General features: G+C 41.0%; 23 protein-coding genes. All 23 read left to right on the top strand.

What is annotated here, in order from left to right:
- Positions 1 to 20 precede the first annotated feature (20 nt).
- The 23 genes from rpoC to rplF all read left to right on the top strand — a co-directional run bounded on the left by rpoC (position 21) and on the right by rplF (position 16440).
- A complete protein-coding gene (gene rpoC, locus HPT25_RS08560) occupies positions 21 to 3620 on the top strand; it encodes a DNA-directed RNA polymerase subunit beta' (protein WP_173062640.1) in 3600 nt (1199 codons plus the stop codon).
- A 133-nt stretch (positions 3621 to 3753) separates the two neighbouring features.
- On the top strand, positions 3754 to 4002 hold the full coding sequence (locus HPT25_RS08565; RefSeq protein ID WP_173062643.1) for a 50S ribosomal protein L7ae-like protein: 249 nt from the start codon (positions 3754 to 3756) through the stop codon (positions 4000 to 4002).
- A 103-nt stretch (positions 4003 to 4105) separates the two neighbouring features.
- On the top strand, positions 4106 to 4528 hold the full coding sequence (rpsL, locus tag HPT25_RS08570; RefSeq protein ID WP_027322663.1) for a 30S ribosomal protein S12: 423 nt from the start codon (positions 4106 to 4108) through the stop codon (positions 4526 to 4528).
- Positions 4529 to 4569: 41 nt separating this feature from the next.
- Positions 4570 to 5040: a 30S ribosomal protein S7 gene (gene rpsG, locus HPT25_RS08575; protein WP_173062646.1), complete on the top strand. Its 471-nt coding sequence runs from the start codon at positions 4570 to 4572 to the stop codon at positions 5038 to 5040.
- Positions 5041 to 5088: 48 nt separating this feature from the next.
- A complete protein-coding gene (gene fusA, locus HPT25_RS08580; RefSeq protein ID WP_173062649.1) occupies positions 5089 to 7170 on the top strand; it encodes an elongation factor G in 2082 nt (693 codons plus the stop codon).
- Positions 7171 to 7301: 131 nt separating this feature from the next.
- On the top strand, positions 7302 to 8489 hold the full coding sequence (tuf, locus tag HPT25_RS08585) for an elongation factor Tu (protein ID WP_173062652.1): 1188 nt from the start codon (positions 7302 to 7304) through the stop codon (positions 8487 to 8489).
- 376 nt (positions 8490 to 8865) lie between these two features.
- Complete coding sequence (gene rpsJ, locus HPT25_RS08590; RefSeq protein ID WP_007085291.1) at positions 8866 to 9174, top strand: 30S ribosomal protein S10; 309 nt, start codon at positions 8866 to 8868, stop codon at positions 9172 to 9174.
- Between the two features lie 39 nt (positions 9175 to 9213).
- Entirely contained in the window at positions 9214 to 9840 is a 627-nt protein-coding gene (rplC, locus tag HPT25_RS08595; RefSeq protein WP_173062655.1) for a 50S ribosomal protein L3, read from the top strand.
- Between the two features lie 29 nt (positions 9841 to 9869).
- Positions 9870 to 10493, top strand: a complete 624-nt coding sequence (gene rplD / locus HPT25_RS08600) for a 50S ribosomal protein L4 (protein ID WP_173062658.1) — start codon at positions 9870 to 9872, stop codon at positions 10491 to 10493.
- Complete coding sequence (gene rplW, locus HPT25_RS08605; RefSeq protein WP_217269666.1) at positions 10493 to 10777, top strand: 50S ribosomal protein L23; 285 nt, start codon at positions 10493 to 10495, stop codon at positions 10775 to 10777. The genes rplD and rplW overlap by 1 nt, the downstream gene beginning before the upstream one ends.
- A gap of 33 nt (positions 10778 to 10810) precedes the next feature.
- Entirely contained in the window at positions 10811 to 11641 is an 831-nt protein-coding gene (rplB, locus tag HPT25_RS08610) for a 50S ribosomal protein L2 (protein WP_173062661.1), read from the top strand.
- Positions 11642 to 11701: 60 nt separating this feature from the next.
- Positions 11702 to 11980 (top strand): 30S ribosomal protein S19, encoded by a 279-nt coding sequence (gene rpsS / locus HPT25_RS08615; protein WP_173062664.1) that lies wholly within the window; start codon positions 11702 to 11704, stop codon positions 11978 to 11980.
- A 17-nt stretch (positions 11981 to 11997) separates the two neighbouring features.
- Complete coding sequence (rplV, locus tag HPT25_RS08620; protein ID WP_173062668.1) at positions 11998 to 12339, top strand: 50S ribosomal protein L22; 342 nt, start codon at positions 11998 to 12000, stop codon at positions 12337 to 12339.
- Positions 12340 to 12342: 3 nt separating this feature from the next.
- Entirely contained in the window at positions 12343 to 12999 is a 657-nt protein-coding gene (gene rpsC, locus HPT25_RS08625) for a 30S ribosomal protein S3 (protein WP_173062670.1), read from the top strand.
- A gap of 1 nt (position 13000) precedes the next feature.
- Positions 13001 to 13435 (top strand): 50S ribosomal protein L16, encoded by a 435-nt coding sequence (gene rplP / locus HPT25_RS08630; protein WP_173062673.1) that lies wholly within the window; start codon positions 13001 to 13003, stop codon positions 13433 to 13435.
- On the top strand, positions 13425 to 13625 hold the full coding sequence (gene rpmC, locus HPT25_RS08635) for a 50S ribosomal protein L29 (RefSeq protein WP_173062676.1): 201 nt from the start codon (positions 13425 to 13427) through the stop codon (positions 13623 to 13625). The genes rplP and rpmC overlap by 11 nt, the downstream gene beginning before the upstream one ends.
- Before the next feature lie 23 nt (positions 13626 to 13648).
- A complete protein-coding gene (rpsQ, locus tag HPT25_RS08640) occupies positions 13649 to 13912 on the top strand; it encodes a 30S ribosomal protein S17 (RefSeq protein ID WP_173062679.1) in 264 nt (87 codons plus the stop codon).
- 40 nt (positions 13913 to 13952) lie between these two features.
- Positions 13953 to 14321, top strand: coding sequence for a 50S ribosomal protein L14 (gene rplN, locus HPT25_RS08645; protein WP_173062682.1), 369 nt, complete (start codon positions 13953 to 13955; stop codon positions 14319 to 14321).
- Positions 14322 to 14359: 38 nt separating this feature from the next.
- The gene (rplX, locus tag HPT25_RS08650; RefSeq protein WP_173062684.1) at positions 14360 to 14668 is read left to right on the top strand and encodes a 50S ribosomal protein L24; all 309 of its coding nucleotides are present in this window, start codon (positions 14360 to 14362) and stop codon (positions 14666 to 14668) included.
- Between the two features lie 26 nt (positions 14669 to 14694).
- Entirely contained in the window at positions 14695 to 15234 is a 540-nt protein-coding gene (rplE, locus tag HPT25_RS08655; protein WP_173062687.1) for a 50S ribosomal protein L5, read from the top strand.
- Positions 15235 to 15258: 24 nt separating this feature from the next.
- Positions 15259 to 15444, top strand: a complete 186-nt coding sequence (rpsN, locus tag HPT25_RS08660) for a 30S ribosomal protein S14 (RefSeq protein WP_066366377.1) — start codon at positions 15259 to 15261, stop codon at positions 15442 to 15444.
- A gap of 30 nt (positions 15445 to 15474) precedes the next feature.
- Positions 15475 to 15873, top strand: a complete 399-nt coding sequence (rpsH, locus tag HPT25_RS08665) for a 30S ribosomal protein S8 (protein ID WP_173062690.1) — start codon at positions 15475 to 15477, stop codon at positions 15871 to 15873.
- A gap of 30 nt (positions 15874 to 15903) precedes the next feature.
- Positions 15904 to 16440, top strand: coding sequence for a 50S ribosomal protein L6 (gene rplF, locus HPT25_RS08670; RefSeq protein WP_173062693.1), 537 nt, complete (start codon positions 15904 to 15906; stop codon positions 16438 to 16440).
- Positions 16441 to 16445: the final 5 nt, after the last annotated feature.

Raw genomic sequence — 16445 nt, forward strand, 5'->3', positions numbered from 1 at the left:
TCGAAAGGGAGGTAGGCCCCTTGCTTGACGTTAATAATTTTGAGTATATGAAAATAGGTCTTGCTTCACCGGATAAAATCCGCTCATGGTCTTTCGGAGAAGTGAAGAAACCTGAAACAATTAACTATCGTACGTTAAAGCCTGAGAAGGACGGATTATTCTGTGAACGAATTTTCGGACCTACAAAGGATTGGGAGTGTCATTGCGGTAAATACAAGCGTGTCCGTTATAAAGGGGTCGTTTGTGACCGATGTGGTGTGGAAGTAACACGCGCGAAGGTTCGCCGCGAACGAATGGGGCATATTGAACTTGCAGCTCCTGTATCACATATTTGGTATTTTAAAGGAATTCCAAGCCGCATGGGACTTGTTTTAGACATGTCCCCTCGGGCTTTGGAAGAAGTTATATACTTTGCTTCTTATGTGGTTACGGAAACTGGCGATACTGCTCTGGAAAAGAAACAGCTTCTTTCTGAGAAGGAATACCGTGCATATCGCGAAAAATACGGAACTAAATTCCAAGCTGCCATGGGAGCAGAAGCGATTAAAAAGATTCTTTCTGATATCGATTTGGATAAAGAAGTTGACGGTTTAAAAGAAGAGTTAAGAACAGCACAAGGTCAGCGACGCACTCGTGCCATTAAACGCCTGGAAGTGCTGGAAGCTTTTCGGAATTCTGGAAACGAACCATCCTGGATGGTTCTTGATGTTCTTCCGGTGATTCCTCCTGAATTGCGTCCAATGGTGCAATTAGATGGTGGAAGATTCGCAACATCTGATTTGAATGATCTTTACCGCCGAGTCATTAACCGTAATAATCGTCTAAAACGGTTATTAGACCTTGGGGCACCAAGCATTATCGTTCAGAATGAAAAGCGGATGCTGCAAGAAGCGGTTGACGCTCTGATCGATAACGGCCGCCGCGGTCGTCCTGTAACAGGACCAGGTAACCGTCCGTTAAAATCACTTTCACATATGTTGAAAGGGAAGCAAGGCCGCTTCCGTCAAAACCTGCTCGGAAAACGTGTAGACTACTCTGGCCGTTCTGTTATCGTAGTAGGTCCAAGTTTAAAAATGTATCAATGCGGACTTCCAAAAGAAATGGCATTAGAGTTATTTAAGCCATTTGTGATGAAAGAGCTTGTGGAAAAAGGTTTAGCTCATAACATCAAATCTGCAAAACGCAAAATCGAACGAGTCTCTCCTGATGTTTGGGATGTGCTTGAAGATGTTATTAAAGAACATCCGGTTCTATTAAACCGTGCCCCTACGTTGCACAGATTAGGGATCCAAGCATTTGAACCAACACTTGTAGAAGGCCGTGCCATTCGTCTTCACCCGCTTGTATGTACTGCATACAATGCCGATTTTGATGGTGACCAAATGGCTGTTCACGTTCCGCTTTCTTCTGAAGCACAAGCAGAAGCACGCCTGTTAATGCTGGCTGCCCAAAACATCTTGAACCCGAAAGACGGAAAACCGGTCGTAACTCCTTCCCAGGACATGGTATTAGGTAACTACTACTTAACTTTAGAAAGAGAAGGCGCAATCGGAGAAGGTATGATCTTTAAAGATACGAATGAAGCCGTTCTTGCATATCAAAATGGTTATGTTCACTTTCATACCCGTGTTGCCGTTCATGCCGGTTCATTGAATAATGAAACCTTTACAGAAAAGCAAAATAATCAATTGTTGATCACGACAGTTGGTAAACTAATTTTTAATGAGATTTTACCTAAGTCTTTTCCTTATATTAACGAACCTACAAAAGATAATCTCGAAGTGAAAACACCAGAGAAGTATTTTGTGGAAAAAGGCGAAGACATTCCAGCAAAAATCAAATCCATGCCATTAGTGGATCCATTTAAAAAGAAAATCCTTGGAAATATCATTGCAGAAGTATTCAAACGTTTCAAAATTACCGAAACATCCAAAATGCTTGACCGCATGAAGGACTTAGGATTTAAATATTCCACAAAAGCTGGTATCACAGTTGGGGTTGCGGACATCGTCGTACTTGGTGAGAAGCAGCAGATCCTTCAAGAAGCACAAGTGAAGGTTGACAATGTAACAAAACAATTCAGACGTGGTCTTATCACAGAAGATGAACGTTATGATCGTGTAATTTCTATTTGGAGCCAGGCGAAGGATACGATTCAAGGAAAATTGATGAAATCCTTAAATAAAACGAACCCAATCTTTATGATGAGTGATTCCGGTGCTCGTGGTAACGCCTCTAACTTTACACAGCTTGCAGGTATGCGCGGTTTGATGGCGAACCCGGCTGGACGAATTATTGAATTACCGATTAAATCTAGTTTCCGTGAAGGCTTAACCGTATTGGAGTACTTTATTTCTACACATGGTGCTCGTAAAGGTCTTGCCGATACAGCACTTAAAACGGCTGACTCTGGTTACTTGACTCGCCGTCTTGTTGATGTTGCACAGGATGTAATCGTCCGTGAAGATGATTGTGGCACAGACCGTGGTTTTACAATCAGCGCATTGAAAGATGGAACCGAAGTTATCGAGCCACTGGAAGAACGTCTAATTGGCCGTTATGCACGTAATGCCATTAAACATCCGGAAACACAGGAAGTTTTTGTTGAGGAAAATGGCCTGATTACGGAAGATATTGCTACTGCCATTGTGGAAGCTGGAGTAGAAGAAGTGAAAATCCGTTCAGCGTTCACTTGTAACACCCGCCATGGTGTTTGTAAGAAATGTTACGGCCGAAACTTGGCGACAGGTCAAGAGGTTGAAGTGGGTGAGGCAGTTGGTATTATTGCTGCTCAATCTATTGGTGAACCTGGTACACAGTTAACCATGCGTACATTCCACACAGGCGGTGTAGCCGGAGACGATATCACTCAAGGTTTACCACGTATTCAAGAGATTTTTGAAGCGCGTAATCCTAAAGGTCAAGCCGTTATTTCTGAAATTGATGGTGTTGTTGTCAGTATTAGTGAAGGCCGTGACCGTCAGCACGAAATCGTTGTTCAAGGTGAAGTGGAGTCGCGTAATTATAATGCTCCGTATACTGCACGCTTGAAGGTAGCAATAGGAGCTCATGTAGCACGCGGTCAGGAGTTAACGGAAGGATCCATTGATCCGAAAGAATTAATCAAAGTAAAAGATGTTACATCTGTTCAAGAGTACCTGTTACGTGAAGTTCAAAAAGTATACCGGATGCAAGGGGTAGAAATTGGCGATAAACACGTAGAGGTAATGGTAAGACAAATGCTGCGCAAGATTCGCGTGAGCGATGCTGGCGAAACCGATGTCCTGCCGGGCACATTACTTGATGTTCATCAGTTTACAGATGCTAATGAAAAAGCCTTGTTATCTGGCAAACTGCCAGCTACAGGACGTCCGGTATTACTAGGTATCACGAAAGCATCACTTGAAACAGATTCCTTCTTGTCAGCTGCATCATTCCAAGAAACAACAAGAGTTCTTACAGATGCTGCCATTAAGGGTAAACGTGATGAATTACTTGGACTTAAGGAAAATGTTATTATCGGGAAACTTATACCAGCTGGAACAGGTATGCAACGTTATCGCAAAGCAGAACCAGTTCTAAGAGATACAACTTCCGAGGAAACTGTTACAATAGACTAAACATCTACGGTACCTGTTTAAATGCAGGTACCGTATTTTAAGAAAAACTTAAACGTGATGTTGACATCTATTTGGTAAGATGATAATATATCAAAGGTGCTCCTATACAACTGATACTTTGGAGGATATAAACTTGTCTTATGATAAAGTATTACAGGCACAACAAATTGTCATAGGAACAAAACAGGCAGTAAAGGCACTGAACCAAGGGTTAGTTCAAGCGTTGGTTGTTGCAGATGATGCAGATCCAAGACTTACTCAAAAAGTAAGAGAAAGAGCAACTGAACTAGAAATACCTGTCTTACATGTTGACTCCATGAAAAAGCTGGGGAAGGCATGCGGAATTGCAGTTGGTGCTGCAGCTGTTGCTATTATTCGTTAAAAACTGTTTTTGTAGATAGAGTAGTCTGCAAAAACTTTGTTTTTGCAAAAAAATGAACCACCTGGATGTGTGGGCTTACAAATCATGAAGGGAGGAAAAAAACATGCCTACTATTAATCAATTAGTGCGCAAGCCTCGTCAAACTAAAGAGGAAAAATCAAAATCACCTGCGCTTAATAAAGGTTATAACAGCTTTAAAAAATCACAAACTAATGTATCTTCACCACAAAAACGCGGAGTATGTACTCGTGTTGGTACAATGACTCCGAAGAAACCAAACTCAGCGTTACGTAAATATGCTCGTGTACGTTTGACAAATGGTATCGAGGTGACTGCTTACATTCCTGGTATTGGCCACAACCTACAAGAGCACAGTGTTGTTCTAATCCGTGGCGGCCGTGTAAAAGACTTACCGGGGGTACGTTATCATATCGTGCGCGGTGCGCTTGATACAGCTGGCGTTAACAACCGTATGCAAGGTCGTTCTAAATATGGTACTAAGAGACCAAAAGCAGCTAAAAAATAATATTACATTAAATAAAAGCTTCTTTGAAAGGAGGAAAAAATATGCCACGTAAAGGTCCTGTAGCAAAAAGAGACGTGTTACCAGATCCGCTTTACAATTCAAAATTAGTTACTCGTCTGATCAACAAAATGATGATCGACGGTAAGAGAGGTAAATCTCAAGAAATTTTATACTCAGCGTTTGATACAATTCGTGAACGCACTGGCAAAGAACCAATGGAAGTATTTGAAGCAGCGATGAAAAACATCATGCCTGTACTTGAAGTAAGAGCACGCCGTGTCGGAGGTGCAAACTACCAAGTACCAGTAGAGGTGCGTCCTGACCGCCGTACAACTCTTGGTCTTCGTTGGTTAGTAAACTATGCGCGTCTTCGCGGTGAAAAAACAATGGAAGAGCGCTTAGCGAATGAAATCCTTGATGCAGCTAACAATTCTGGTGCATCTGTTAAGAAGCGTGAAGATACTCACAAAATGGCAGAAGCAAACAAAGCGTTTGCTCACTATCGTTGGTAATTTAACCTTCAAATATAAAAACTTTCTACTAGGAAGGAGAAAGACCCAATGGCAAGAGAGTTCTCCTTGGAAAATACTCGTAATATCGGTATCATGGCTCACATCGATGCTGGTAAAACGACTACCACTGAGCGTGTTCTTTATTACACTGGTAAAATCCATAAAATCGGTGAAACACATGAAGGCGCATCTCAGATGGACTGGATGGAACAGGAGCAAGAGCGCGGAATTACAATCACTTCCGCTGCAACAACTGCACAATGGAAAGGCCATCGTGTTAACATCATCGATACTCCAGGACACGTAGACTTCACTGTTGAAGTTGAACGTTCTTTGCGTGTACTTGATGGTGCGGTAGCAGTACTTGATGCTCAATCAGGCGTTGAGCCGCAAACTGAAACAGTTTGGCGTCAAGCAACTACTTACGGCGTTCCTCGTGTTGTATTCGTAAACAAGATGGATAAAATTGGAGCTGATTTCCTATATTCTTTAGGAACACTTCATGACCGTCTACAAGCGAATGCACATGCTATTCAGCTTCCAATCGGAGCTGAAGATCAATTCGAAGCTATCATTGACCTTGTGGAAATGAATGCAGTGTTCTACGGAAACGACTTAGGTACTGATATTGAAGTACGTGAGATTCCTGAAGAATACCGTGCGCAAGCTGAAGAATATCGTGAAAAGCTAGTAGAAGCAGTAGCAGAACTTGATGAAGAATTAATGGAAAAATACCTTGGCGGTGAAGAAATCACTAAAGAAGAGCTAAAAGCAGCGATTCGTAAAGGTACTGTTAATGTTGAATTCTATCCAGTAATCTGCGGTTCTGCCTTTAAAAATAAGGGTGTACAATTAATGCTTGATGCAGTAATTGACTACCTTCCATCACCACTTGATGTACCTTCTATTAAAGGTCACGCTGTTGACGATCCAGATGAAGTTTTAGAACGTCATTCAAGCGATGAAGAGCCATTCTCAGCTCTTGCATTTAAAGTTATGACAGATCCTTATGTTGGTAAATTAACGTTCTTCCGCGTTTACTCTGGTACATTAGAGTCTGGATCATATGTCCAAAACTCTACAAAAGGCAAGCGTGAACGAATCGGACGTATCCTGCAAATGCACGCAAACAGCCGTCAAGAAATCTCTAAGGTTTATGCTGGTGACATTGCTGCTGCTGTAGGTTTGAAAGATACAACAACTGGCGATACTCTATGTGATGAGAAAAACCTAGTAATCCTTGAGTCTATGCAATTCCCTGAGCCAGTTATCCAGCTTTCAGTTGAACCTAAATCAAAAGCTGACCAAGATAAAATGACAACTGCACTGCAAAAACTTCAAGAAGAAGATCCAACATTCCGTGCGCATACTGACCAAGAAACTGGACAAGTTATCATCGCGGGTATGGGTGAACTTCACTTGGATATCATTGTTGACCGTATGCGACGTGAATTCAAAGTTGAAGCAAATGTTGGTGCGCCGCAAGTTGCATACCGCGAAACTTTCCGTGCATCTGCACAGGTTGAAGGTAAATTTGCTCGACAATCTGGTGGTCGTGGTCAATTCGGACACGTTTGGATTGAATTCTCTCCAAACGAAGAAGGAAAAGGCTTCGAATTCGAAAACGGTATTGTCGGTGGTGTGGTTCCACGTGAATACATTCCGGCAGTTGAGGCTGGTTTGAAGGATGCATTAGAAAGAGGAGTTCTTGCAGGCTACCCGTTGGTAGATGTTAAAGCAAGATTATTTGATGGTTCATACCATGATGTTGACTCTTCTGAAATGGCATTTAAGATTGCTGCATCATTGGCACTCAAAAATGCTGCATCCAAATGTTCACCAGTTATTCTTGAACCTGTTATGAGAGTAGAAGTTGTGATTCCAGAAGATTATCTTGGTGATATCATGGGCCAAATCACAGCACGCCGTGGCCGCGTTGAAGGTATGGAAGCTCGCGGTAATGCGCAAGTTGTTCGTGCAATGGTTCCACTTTCTGAAATGTTTGGTTATGCTACAGCTCTTCGTTCAAGCACACAAGGTCGTGGGGTATTCACTATGCACTTCGATCACTACGAAGAAGTTCCAAAATCAGTTTCTGAAGAAATTATCAAAAAAAATAAAGGTGAATAATTGATTTTCACTTTTCTTTAAAGTATAACTACTTGTGTAAGAATGGAAACTGTTAAAAGGGATTAAACCAAATTTAACAGTTTCCACTCAAAAATATACTTAACCTTATAATCCAAAGGAGGATTTTTAAAATGGCAAAAGCTAAATTCGACCGTTCTAAGCCACACGTTAACATTGGTACTATCGGACACGTTGACCATGGTAAAACTACTTTAACTGCTGCAATTACTTCTGTTCTTGCAAAACAAGGTAAAGCTGAAGCACGTGCATACGATCAAATCGATGGTGCTCCTGAAGAAAAAGAACGTGGAATTACAATCTCTACTGCACACGTTGAGTATGAAACTGATAACCGTCACTATGCACACGTTGACTGCCCAGGACATGCTGACTATGTTAAAAACATGATCACTGGTGCTGCACAAATGGACGGCGGTATCCTTGTTGTATCTGCAACTGATGGTCCAATGCCACAAACTCGTGAGCACATTCTTCTATCTCGTCAGGTAGGTGTTCCTTACCTTGTTGTATTCATGAACAAATGTGACATGGTTGACGATGAAGAACTTCTTGAATTAGTAGAAATGGAAATTCGTGACCTTCTTTCTGAATACGATTTCCCTGGTGATGACACTCCAGTTATCAAAGGTTCTGCTCTTAAAGCATTAGAAGGCGAAGCTGCTTGGGAAGAAAAAATCATTGAACTTATGAGCGCTGTTGACGAATTTATCCCAACACCGACTCGTGACACTGATAAACCATTCATGATGCCAGTTGAGGATGTATTCTCAATCACTGGCCGTGGTACTGTTGCTACAGGACGTGTTGAGCGTGGTGTAGTTAAAGTTGGTGACGTAGTTGAAATCGTAGGATTCACTGAAGAGCCAAAATCTACTACTGTAACAGGTGTAGAAATGTTCCGTAAACTTCTTGACTTCGCAGAAGCTGGAGATAACATCGGTGCCCTTCTTCGTGGTGTAGCACGTGAAGAAATCGAACGTGGTCAAGTATTGGCTAAACCAAAGTCAATCACTCCACACACTAAATTCAAAGCACAAGTATACGTATTATCAAAAGAAGAAGGTGGACGTCATACTCCATTCTTCACAAACTATCGTCCACAATTCTATTTCCGTACTTCTGATATCACTGGTATTTGTAACCTTCCAGAAGGCACTGAAATGGTTATGCCTGGCGACCACATCGAAATGACTGTTGAGCTAATCGCTCCAGTTGCGATTGAAGAAGGAACTAAGTTCTCAATCCGTGAAGGCGGACGTACTGTAGGTTCAGGTTCAATCACAACTATTCAAGCTTAATAAGAAATATAAAAAAGCAAATGGATGACGATCCATTTGCTTTTTTTGTTTTTTTTAACTTGTTTCATCTTATATATATTTATTTTTCAGGTTATTCCGGGAACTAATAAGGATATTATTGGTGTATATATTTTAGTTGAAAAAGGTGATTCGAGCCGATATAATAATAAAAGTGTGCAAGACATAAAGTTCTAAAAAAATGAAATTTATTGTTGCTTTTACTTTATGTTTTATGTATAATAAACAATGTTGGTCTTTGACAGCGATGACGTGGGAGGTTGCTGACACACCCGGCCGCTTTGCCATGGCGTGTGTGTAAGGAGATTTCCACAGAGTATGTCTATTTTAAAAATAGGCGAATAAAGGAGGGAAAATAATGGCAAAACAAAAAATTCGTATCCGCTTAAAAGCGTATGATCACAGAATTCTTGATCAATCTGCAGAGAAGATTGTTGAAACGGCAAAACGTTCTGGTGCAGCTGTATCTGGTCCGATTCCGTTACCAACTGAAAAATCAGTTTACACTATTCTTCGTGCGGTTCATAAGTACAAAGATTCTCGTGAACAATTTGAAATGCGGACACATAAGCGTTTAATCGACATCGTAAATCCAACTCCACAAACTGTTGATGCGTTAATGCGATTAGACTTACCATCTGGTGTAGATATCGAAATTAAACTTTAATCAAAATAAATGATAAGAATTTTAGGAGGTGTGACTTAAATGACCAAAGGAATCTTAGGAAGAAAGATTGGTATGACTCAAGTATTTGCAGAGAACGGTAATTTAATCCCTGTAACTGTAGTTGAGGTAGCTCCAAACGTTGTTCTTCAAAAGAAATCTGCTGAAACTGATGGTTATGAATCTGTTCAGCTTGGATTTGAAGATAAACGCGAAAAGCTTTCCAATAAACCTGAAAAAGGACATGTTGCTAAAGCAAATACCGCTCCTAAGCGCTTCATTCGCGAAATCCGCGGAAACGACTTAGCAGGCTATGAAGTTGGTCAAGAAGTCAAAGTTGATATTTTCGCTACAGGCGATCTAGTAGATGTAACTGGAGTTTCAAAAGGTAAAGGTTTCCAAGGTGTAATTAAGCGCCATGGGCAATCTCGTGGACCTATGGCTCACGGTTCCCGTTATCATCGTCGTCCTGGTTCAATGGGACCTGTTGCTCCAAACCGTGTTTTCAAAGGCAAAAAACTAGCTGGACGTATGGGCGGAGAGCAAGTTACTGTGCAAAACCTTGAAATTATTAAAGTTGATACTGAACGCAACTTGCTTTTAATTAAAGGTAATGTACCAGGAGCGAAAAAAGCATTACTAAAAATTAAAGGTGCGGTTAAAGCATAATTAATTTATAAGAAAGGAGGAACAAAGGAATGCCGAAAGTAGCATTATTTAACCAAAACGGTTCAAAAGTTGGAGATGTCGAACTAAATGAATCAGTTTTTGGTATTCAACCTAACCAACACGTTTTATTTGAAGCAATTGTTATGCAACGTGCTTCATTACGTCAAGGTACCCATAAAGTTAAAAATCGTTCTGAGGTAGCTGGTGGCGGTCGTAAACCGTGGCGTCAAAAAGGAACAGGCCGTGCGCGTCAAGGTTCCATTCGCTCACCACAATGGCGCGGCGGTGGTACTGTATTTGGTCCGCAACCACGCAGTTACAGCTACAAATTACCTAAAAAAGTTCGTCGTTTAGCTATTAAATCAGCGTTATCTTCTAAAGTATTAGAAGAAAATGTGCTTGTACTTGAAAGCTTAGCGTTCGAAGCTCCAAAAACAAAAGATTTCAAAGCTGTTTTAAACGGTCTCTCTGTTGAGAAAAAAGCTCTAATTGTGACTGCTAACTTAGATGAGAACGTAGCATTATCTGCTCGTAACATTCCTGGTGTCACAGTTGTAACAGCTGACGGAATCAACGTATTAGACGTTGTAAATCATGATAAGTTAATCATGACAAAAGCAGCGGTTGAAAAAGTAGAGGAGGTGCTTGCATAATGGATGCACGCGATATCATTAAGCGCCCCGTTATCACAGAACGTTCTACTGACTTAATGGCTGAAAAGAAATATACGTTCGATGTTGATGTTAAAGCTAACAAAACTCAAGTTAAAGACGCGATCGAAGAAATCTTTGGCGTTGAAGTTGAGAAAGTAAACATCATGAACTACAAAGGTAAGTTCAAACGTATGGGTAAGTTTGGCGGCTATACAAACAAGCGTCGTAAAGCTATTGTTAAACTTACAGCTGACAGCAAAGAAATCGAAATCTTCGAATCATAAGAATATAACCTATAAGAAGAGGAGGGAAATAAAATGGCGATTAAAAAGTACAAACCTACCTCTAATGGTCGTCGTGGTATGACTGTATCTGATTTCGCAGAAATCACTACTAGCACACCTGAAAAATCTCTTTTAGCTCCATTAAAGAGCAAAGGCGGCCGTAATAACCAAGGTAAGTTAACTGTTCGTCATCAAGGCGGCGGTCACAAGCGTCAATATCGTTTAATCGATTTTAAACGTAACAAAGATGGCATTCCTGGACGCGTTGCTACGATCGAATACGATCCAAACCGCTCTGCGAATATCGCGTTAATAAACTATGTAGATGGTGAAAAACGCTATATCCTAGCACCAAAAAATCTTCAAGTTGGCATGGAAGTTATGTCTGGCCCAGAGGCTGACATTAAAGTAGGTAACGCTCTTCCATTAGCTAACATTCCTGTTGGTACAGTAGTACACAACATTGAGTTAAAACCAGGTAAAGGCGGCCAGCTAGTTCGTTCTGCTGGTACATCTGCACAAGTACTTGGTAAAGAAGGTAAATACGTACTTGTACGTTTAACTTCTGGCGAAGTTCGTATGATTCTTTCTGAATGCCGTGCTTCAATCGGTCAAGTTGGAAATGAGCAACACGAACTAATTAATATTGGTAAAGCAGGTCGTTCTCGTTGGTTAGGTAAACGCCCAACTGTTCGTGGATCTGTAATGAACCCTAACGATCACCCACACGGTGGTGGTGAAGGTCGTGCTCCTATCGGACGTAAGTCTCCAATGACTCCTTGGGGCAAACCAACTCTTGGTTACAAAACTCGTAAGAAGAAAAACAAATCAGATAAATTTATTGTACGTCGTCGTAAAAAATAACGGGATTGAACTACGGTTCAAAGCACGAGCCGTAGAACAATCACGAAGGGAGGTTCCTTCATGGGTCGCAGCTTAAAAAAAGGACCATTTGTCGATGATCATTTAATGGTAAAGATTGAAAAGTTAAACGAAACTGAAAGCAAGCAAGTTGTGAAAACTTGGTCTCGCCGTTCTACGATCTTCCCACAATTTATCGGTCATACGATCGCCGTTTATGATGGCCGTAAACATGTGCCTGTTTATGTTACTGAAGACATGGTAGGCCACAAGCTTGGAGAATTTGCTCCAACTCGCACTTACAAAGGCCATGCAAATGATGATAAGAAAACAAGACGTTAAGAGAGGAGGGCATCCAAATGCAAGCTAAAGCTGTTGCAAGAACAGTTCGAATTGCTCCTCGTAAAGTACGCTTAGTCGTCGATTTAATTCGAGGTAAGCAAGTTGGTGAAGCAGTAGCGATTTTAATGCACACTCCAAAGGCTGCTTCTCCAGTCGTTGAAAAAGTATTAAAATCAGCTATGGCAAACGCTGAGCACAATTATGAAATGGACGTAAATAACTTGGTTATTACACAAGCATTCGTTGATGAAGGTCCAACCCTAAAACGTTTCCGTCCACGCGCTATGGGACGTGCAAGCCAAATTAACAAACGTACTAGCCACATTACAATCGTTTTATCAGAGAAGAAGGAGGGATAATCTGTGGGTCAAAAAGTAAATCCAGTCGGTTTGCGTATCGGAATCATCCGTGATTGGGAATCTAAATGGTATGCAGGCAAAGACTTTGCTGATCTTTTACACGAAGACATTAAAGTTCGTGAATACATTACAAAGCGCCTTAAAGATGCTTCTGTATCTAAAGTAGAAATCGAACGTGCAGCAAACCGTGTGAATGTTACGATCCATACTGCTAAGCCTGGTATGGTTATCGGTAAGGGCGGTACTGAAGTTGAAGCACTTCGTAAAGCACTTAACCAATTAACCGGCAAACGCGTTCACATCAATATTCTTGAAATTAAGAAAGCTGATATTGATGCAAAATTAGTTGCTGAAAATATCGCTCGTCAATTAGAAAACCGTGTATCTTTCCGCCGCGCACAAAAGCAAGCTATTCAACGTGCAATGCGTGCAGGTGCTAAAGGTATTAAAACAATGGTATCCGGCCGTCTAGGCGGAGCAGATATCGCTCGCTCAGAACATTACAGCGAAGGAACTGTTCCACTTCATACACTTCGCGCTGATATCGACTATGCTACAGCTGAAGCTGACACTACTTACGGTAAGCTTGGAGTAAAAGTGTGGATCTATCGTGGAGAGGTCCTTCCTACTAAGAAGAAAACTGAGGAAGGAGGCAAATAATATGTTATTGCCAAAACGTGTAAAATTCCGCCGTCAACACCGCGGAAACATGCGTGGGAACGCAAAAGGCGGTACTGAAGTAACTTTCGGTGAATACGGCCTTCAAGCTTTAGAAGCTTCTTGGATCACAAATCGTCAAATTGAAGCTGCCCGTATCGCGATGACTCGTTATATGAAACGTGGCGGTAAAGTTTGGATTAAAATTTTCCCTCATAAGCCATACACTGCAAAGCCTCTAGAAGTGCGGATGGGTTCCGGTAAAGGTGCTCCAGAAGGATGGGTAGCAGTTGTTAAGCCTGGAAAAATTATGTTCGAAGTTGCCGGCGTTTCTGAAGAAATCGCTCGTGAAGCATTTCGTCTTGCATCACACAAACTTCCAGTTAAATGTAAGTTTGTAAAACGTGAAGAAATTGGTGGTGAATCAAATGAAAGCTAATGAACTTCGTGAACTTACCACTGCTGAAATTGAACAAAAAGTAAAATCATTAAAAGAAGAGCTATTCAACCTTCGCTTTCAATTGGCGACTGGACAACTTGAAAATACAGCTCGTATTCGTGAAGTGCGCAAAGCGATTGCTCGCATGAAAACTGTGATTCGTGAGAGAGAAATCAGCGTTAACAAGTGATAATAGAGAGGAGGTTCACATTGATGAGTGAACGTAACCAACGCAAAGTTTACACAGGACGCGTAGTTTCTGACAAAATGGATAAAACCGTTACTGTACTTGTCGAAACACACAAAAAGCATCCACTTTATGGTAAACGCGTTAAGTACTCTAAAAAGTTAAAAGCTCATGATGAGCAGAACCAAGCAAAAGTTGGCGACATCGTGCGTATCATGGAAACTCGCCCACTTTCAGCTACAAAACGCTTCCGTTTAGTTGAAGTAGTAGAAAAAGCAGTTATTATTTAATTGTTCGGATTAAGCTTGATTCCGAAGGGAGGTAACAGACATGATTCAACAAGAAACACGTTTAAAGGTTGCTGACAATTCTGGTGCTCGTGAAGTGCTTACGATTAAAGTTCTTGGCGGTTCCGGCCGTAAAACTGCTAATATAGGCGACATTATCGTTTGTACGGTAAAACAAGCAACACCAGGAGGCGTTGTTAAAAAAGGTGATGTTGTCAAAGCTGTTGTCGTTCGTACAAAGAGCGGTGCGCGCCGACCTGATGGTTCATACATTCGTTTTGATGAAAACGCATGTGTCATTATTAAGGAAGATAAGAGCCCTCGTGGAACTCGTATCTTTGGACCAGTTGCTCGTGAACTTCGTGATAACAACTTCATGAAGATTGTTTCTCTAGCTCCAGAAGTACTGTAAATATAAATTAACTACCTTTTAAAAGGAGGTGCTTACGGATGCATGTAAAAAAAGGTGATAAAGTAAGAGTCATCTCTGGTAAGGATAAAGGCAAAACAGGTGTAATCTTGGCTGCTTATCCTAAAGAGAGTCGTGTACTTGTAGAAGGCGTGAATATTGTGAAAAAACATTCAAAACCTTCTCAAGCGAATCCACAAGGCGGCATTATCAGCTTTGAGGCTCCGATTCATGTATCAAATGTAATGCCTATCGATCCTAAATCAGGTAACCCAACTCGTGTAGGTTACAAAACGGTTGATGGCAAAAAAGTACGCGTAGCAAAATCCGGTGAAGTTTTAGATAAATAGTTCAAAAAAGAAGGGAGGTACACTGAATGAACCGCCTAAAAGAAAAGTATGTAAAAGAAATCAGTCCTGCTCTTATGAGCAAGTTCAACTATAAATCAGTAATGCAAGTACCAAAGATCGAAAAAATCGTTTTGAACATGGGTGTTGGTGATGCTGTTCAAAACGCAAAAGCACTTGATAATGCAGTTGAAGAACTTGCAACTATCACAGGTCAAAAACCTGTTGTAACTCGTGCGAAAAAATCAATCGCTGGCTTCCGTCTTCGTGAAGGTATGCCAATCGGTGCAAAAGTTACGCTTCGCGGCGAGCGCATGTACGAATTTCTTGATAAATTAGTATCTGTGTCATTACCTCGTGTACGTGACTTCCGTGGTGTTTCTAAAAAAGCTTTCGATGGTCGCGGTAACTATACTTTGGGTATTAAAGAACAATTAATCTTCCCTGAAATTGATTACGATAAAGTAAGCAAAGTTCGTGGTATGGATATTGTTATCGTAACGACTGCTAATACTGATGAAGAGTCTCGTGAACTTTTAACTCAATTTGGAATGCCGTTCCAAAAGTAATCGCTAAATAAGGGAGGCGAAAACGTGGCTAAAAAGTCAATGATTGTAAAACAAAAACGCACGCCTAAATTTAAAGTACAAGAGTATACACGCTGCGAGCGCTGTGGTCGTCCACACTCTGTATACCGTAAATTTAAGCTTTGCCGTATTTGTTTCCGTGAATTAGCATATAAAGGGCAAATTCCTGGTGTTAAAAAAGCTAGCTGGTAAACTCAAGGTTGTGGAAGGAGGTAAAAAATAATGGTCATGACAGATCCAATTGCTGATTTGCTTACTCGCATTCGTAATGCGAACATGGTACGTCACGAGAAATTAGAAGTACCTGCTTCTAATATTAAAAAGGAAATCGCTGAAATTCTTAAGCGTGAAGGTTTCGTCCGTGACGTTGAATTTATCGATGACAATAAACAAGGTATTATCCGTATCTTCTTAAAATACGGTACAAATAACGAACGTGTTATTACTGGTCTTAAGCGCATAAGCAAGCCTGGTCTTCGCGTATACGCTAAATCCAATGAAGTGCCAAAAGTTCTAAACGGTCTTGGTATTGCACTTGTATCAACTTCCCAAGGTGTTGTAACTGATAAAGAAGCTCGTGCAAAACAAATCGGTGGCGAAGTCCTAGCATACGTTTGGTAATAGATTTTTCGATGAATGGAGGTGCACTAAATGTCTCGCGTAGGAAAAAAACCTATTGAAATTCCAACAGGTGTAACGGTACATCTTCATAACAATACCGTTACTGTTAAAGGACAAAAAGGCGAGCTTACTCGTTCTTTTAATCCTGATATCGATATTAAAGTTGAAGAGAATGTTATTACAATCTCTCGTCCATCGGACGTGAAAGAACACCGAGCATTACACGGTACTACACGTGCGATCTTAGCAAACATGGTCGAAGGTGTATCAAAAGGCTTTGAGAAAAATTTAGAGTTAATCGGGGTTGGATACCGTGCACAAAAGCAAGGTAACAAACTTGTATTAAACGTTGGTTATTCTCATCCGGTTGAAATTACGCCTGAAGCAGGCCTTGAAATTGAAGTTCCTGCAAATACTAAAGTTACGGTTAAAGGCACTGACAAAGAACGAGTTGGAGCATTAGCAGCAAATATTCGCGGTGTTCGTCCTCCAGAGCCATATAAAGGCAAAGGGATTCGTTACGAAGGTGAATATGTACGCCGTAAAGAAGGTAAAACAGGTAAGTAATGCCG

Origin of the sequence: Neobacillus endophyticus (assembly GCF_013248975.1) — a bacterium.
In the GTDB taxonomy this organism is placed as follows: domain Bacteria; phylum Bacillota; class Bacilli; order Bacillales; family Cytobacillaceae; genus Neobacillus; species Neobacillus endophyticus.

What these genes read in the sequence shown, in the direction of transcription:
- tuf (WP_173062652.1), top strand. Translation starts at nt 7,302, where the DNA reads ATGGCAAAAGCTAAATTCGACCGTTCTAAGCCACACGTTAACATTGGT.
- rpsJ (WP_007085291.1), top strand. Translation starts at nt 8,866, where the DNA reads ATGGCAAAACAAAAAATTCGTATCCGCTTAAAAGCGTATGATCACAGA.
- rplC (WP_173062655.1), top strand. Translation starts at nt 9,214, where the DNA reads ATGACCAAAGGAATCTTAGGAAGAAAGATTGGTATGACTCAAGTATTT.
- rplF (WP_173062693.1), top strand. Translation starts at nt 15,904, where the DNA reads ATGTCTCGCGTAGGAAAAAAACCTATTGAAATTCCAACAGGTGTAACG.
- rplN (WP_173062682.1), top strand. Translation starts at nt 13,953, where the DNA reads ATGATTCAACAAGAAACACGTTTAAAGGTTGCTGACAATTCTGGTGCT.
- rplP (WP_173062673.1), top strand. Translation starts at nt 13,001, where the DNA reads ATGTTATTGCCAAAACGTGTAAAATTCCGCCGTCAACACCGCGGAAAC.
- fusA (WP_173062649.1), top strand. Translation starts at nt 5,089, where the DNA reads ATGGCAAGAGAGTTCTCCTTGGAAAATACTCGTAATATCGGTATCATG.
- rpsQ (WP_173062679.1), top strand. Translation starts at nt 13,649, where the DNA reads ATGAGTGAACGTAACCAACGCAAAGTTTACACAGGACGCGTAGTTTCT.
- rplX (WP_173062684.1), top strand. Translation starts at nt 14,360, where the DNA reads ATGCATGTAAAAAAAGGTGATAAAGTAAGAGTCATCTCTGGTAAGGAT.
- rpsL (WP_027322663.1), top strand. Translation starts at nt 4,106, where the DNA reads ATGCCTACTATTAATCAATTAGTGCGCAAGCCTCGTCAAACTAAAGAG.
- rpsS (WP_173062664.1), top strand. Translation starts at nt 11,702, where the DNA reads ATGGGTCGCAGCTTAAAAAAAGGACCATTTGTCGATGATCATTTAATG.
- rplE (WP_173062687.1), top strand. Translation starts at nt 14,695, where the DNA reads ATGAACCGCCTAAAAGAAAAGTATGTAAAAGAAATCAGTCCTGCTCTT.
- rpmC (WP_173062676.1), top strand. Translation starts at nt 13,425, where the DNA reads ATGAAAGCTAATGAACTTCGTGAACTTACCACTGCTGAAATTGAACAA.
- rpsH (WP_173062690.1), top strand. Translation starts at nt 15,475, where the DNA reads ATGGTCATGACAGATCCAATTGCTGATTTGCTTACTCGCATTCGTAAT.
- rplB (WP_173062661.1), top strand. Translation starts at nt 10,811, where the DNA reads ATGGCGATTAAAAAGTACAAACCTACCTCTAATGGTCGTCGTGGTATG.
- rplD (WP_173062658.1), top strand. Translation starts at nt 9,870, where the DNA reads ATGCCGAAAGTAGCATTATTTAACCAAAACGGTTCAAAAGTTGGAGAT.
- rplV (WP_173062668.1), top strand. Translation starts at nt 11,998, where the DNA reads ATGCAAGCTAAAGCTGTTGCAAGAACAGTTCGAATTGCTCCTCGTAAA.
- rpsG (WP_173062646.1), top strand. Translation starts at nt 4,570, where the DNA reads ATGCCACGTAAAGGTCCTGTAGCAAAAAGAGACGTGTTACCAGATCCG.
- rplW (WP_217269666.1), top strand. Translation starts at nt 10,493, where the DNA reads ATGGATGCACGCGATATCATTAAGCGCCCCGTTATCACAGAACGTTCT.